The organism is Rhizobacter sp. P3_B12, from assembly GCF_056402895.1.
On the sequence record NZ_JBFUGN010000874.1, the window covers coordinates 1 to 2613 of the forward strand.

2 protein-coding genes are annotated in these 2613 nt (G+C 70.2%); both read right to left on the reverse strand.

The annotated features are described in order from the left end of the window. The coding region (locus AC1D01_RS29380) for an RICIN domain-containing protein (protein ID WP_477872715.1) at nucleotides 1-1105 on the reverse strand (1105 nt) is incomplete at its 3' end. A gap of 27 nt (nucleotides 1106-1132) precedes the next feature. Next, a partial coding sequence (locus AC1D01_RS29385; protein ID WP_477872717.1) for a carbohydrate-binding protein occupies nucleotides 1133-2613 on the reverse strand: 1481 nt, incomplete at its 5' end.

The window sequence follows — 2613 nt, forward strand, 5'->3', positions numbered from 1 at the left end:
GCGCCGGAGCGGGTGCGGGCGCGGGTGCCGGGGCCGGTGCGCCGACCGCCGTCAGCTTCCATTGCTGGTTGGCACCGGTGCCGCAGTCCCATTGCTGGATGCCGCCGCCGGCCACCATGCTGTGGTCCTTCACGTCGACGCACTTGCCGCTGTTGCGGGCCTTGATCGAGAAGCCTGCACCCGAGACGGCGATCGCGAAGCGCTGGTTGTCGCTGGCGCCGGTGGTCCACTGCTGGATCAGCGCGCCGTTGGCGGTCGAGACGTCGGTCACGTCGAGCGACTTGCCGCTGTTGACGTTGACCAGGCGGAAGCTGCCGCCGGTCTCGCCGCGCAGTTCGAAGCGCTGCGAGGCCACGTCGGCGCACGCGCTCTGCTGGGCCTTGGTGCCGTTGGCGGTGCTGGCGCCGGCGATGTCCAGGCACAGGCCCGACTCGACCGACTTCACCTCGTAGATGCCGACCGCGACCGCGGCGGTGACGTTGCCGCTGCGCGGCAGGAAGCGGAACGACTGGCCGCCGCCCGTGCCGCACGACAGCTGCTGCAGCACGGCGCCATCGGCCGTCGAGGCGCCGGTCACGTCGACGCACTTGCCGCTGCCGGCATTCACCAGGCGAAAGCGATCGCCGCCCAGGTGCTCGATGCGGAAGCGCTGTGCGTTGGTGCCGTTGTCGACCCACTGCTGCAGCGCCGCGCCGTCGGAGGTCGAGGCCGAGGCCACGTCCATCGCCTTGCCGCTGCCGCCGTTGATCAGCTTGTAGACGCCGCCGCCGGCGTCGCTCAGCTCGAACGACTGGGCGGCGTTCTTGTTGCAGCTGGCCTGCTGCAGCCGGCCGCCGTCGACGGTGCTGGCACCGGCCACGTCGACGCACTTGCCGCTCTGTGCATTGACGATCGTGTAGATGCCGTTGGCCAGCGTGATGGTGCCGGCCGTGCTGGCCCGGGCCGCCTGCGCGGATTCGTGGCCTTCAGCCGTGGCGTCGGGGGCGCTGCTGTTGCTGCCATCGTTGCCGCCGCAGGCGGCGAGGAAGGCGCTGCTCATCGCGACGGCGAGCGGCAGGCGGGCGAGGTGGTATCGCTTTGAAAGCTTGGAATGCCTGGTGTTCATGGTGTGCTCCTGGATGGGGGTGGAGGATTACTTCCAGTCGGAGGTCTGCAGGAGCGGATCGATCGTCAGCCCGAAGGTGGTGCCCACCTTCTGCCCGACCGTCCCCGGCGTGGCCAGCTGTGCGCCGCCGCACGAGCCGCCGCCCGTCTTGATGATGGCCCACAGCATCGCGCCGTCACGTGCATTGCGGTTGGCCGCCGTGCCGTTCGCCACCGCGTTCGTGTAGCGCTGCACCGAGTACGGCAGGTTCAGGTTGGCGCCGTACTGGTCCTGCAGGTTGCGCGAGCCGGTGCACTGGGCGTCGGCATCGTTGACCACCAGCATGCCGCCGGCCCAGCCCTCGGGCGACGGCTCCAGGCCGATCGAGACGATGGTCTTCGACGGGTAGAGGCTGCGGTACTGGTTGTACGCGACGATGCCGTCGAAGTGCTCGTAGCGGGCGTCGTAGCTCATCACGTTGACCATGTCGAGCATCGCTGCCGTCGCCGGGTACTTGAGCACCACGCCGCGCTCGCGCCCGGCGTTGCCGCCCCAGTACGACATCTTGCCGGCGCAGGCCGGGTCGGCCGTCGTGCCCGAGGTGCAGTCCGCACCGCTCGACCAGCCGGCCAGCGTCAGCACGCGTCCGCCGCCTGCCAGGTCCACCGCCTTGCGCAGCGCCTTGATCGAGTTGGCATAGCGGTCCACGTCGCCGTCGGCTTCGTAGTCGACATCGAGGCCGTCGAAGCCCATCTCGGTCTGGATCTTCGCGAGGGCGTTGATGATCGAGCCGCTGCCGGCCGCGCCCTGGGCCGCGAGCGGGCCCCAGTTGTTGTAGGTGGCGCCGCCGACGGCGAGGATCACCTTCTGGTTGCGCTGGTGCAGCACGTCGATCGCGGCCTTGATGTCCTTCGGCGAGGCGCTGAAGGTGATGCCGGTGCCGGAGAAGCTGTTGGTGTTGATGCCGGCCCACGAGAAGTTCGGGTCAGCGAACGACACCATCACGTGCGTGTAGGTGGCGGGCACCTTCGCGAACTTGCTGGCCTTGTAGACGTCGTTGGCGGTCTTGCCGGTGGCGTCGAACCAGTTGTCGCTCCAGGTCGGGTAGTAGCCGACATAGACACGCTTGGTCTGCACGGCCTTCAGCGCTTCAGGCAGCGTCAGCGTGCCGTTCGGTGCGGGGGCCGGAGCCGGCGCGGGTGCCGGAGCAGGCGACGGCGCGGGAGCGGGCGACGGTGCAGGAGCGGGTGCCGGGGCAGGCGACGGGCCGCACGACGAACTCGTCGGCGTCCACAGCGTCGGCGTCGCGGCCGGGTTCCAGTTCGCGCCGGCGAACGCGGTGTGCGTCACCAGGGCCTTGTACTGCTTGCCCTGGTAGCTGACGACCTGGCCGACGTTGTAGGTGATGCCTTCGGTCCAGGCCACACAACTCGACGGCGCCGGCGCGGGAGCAGGTGCCGGAGCAGGCGCCGGCGCCGGGGCGGGCGTGGGAGCCGGTGCCGGAGCGGGCGCAGGCGTCGGGGCCGGCG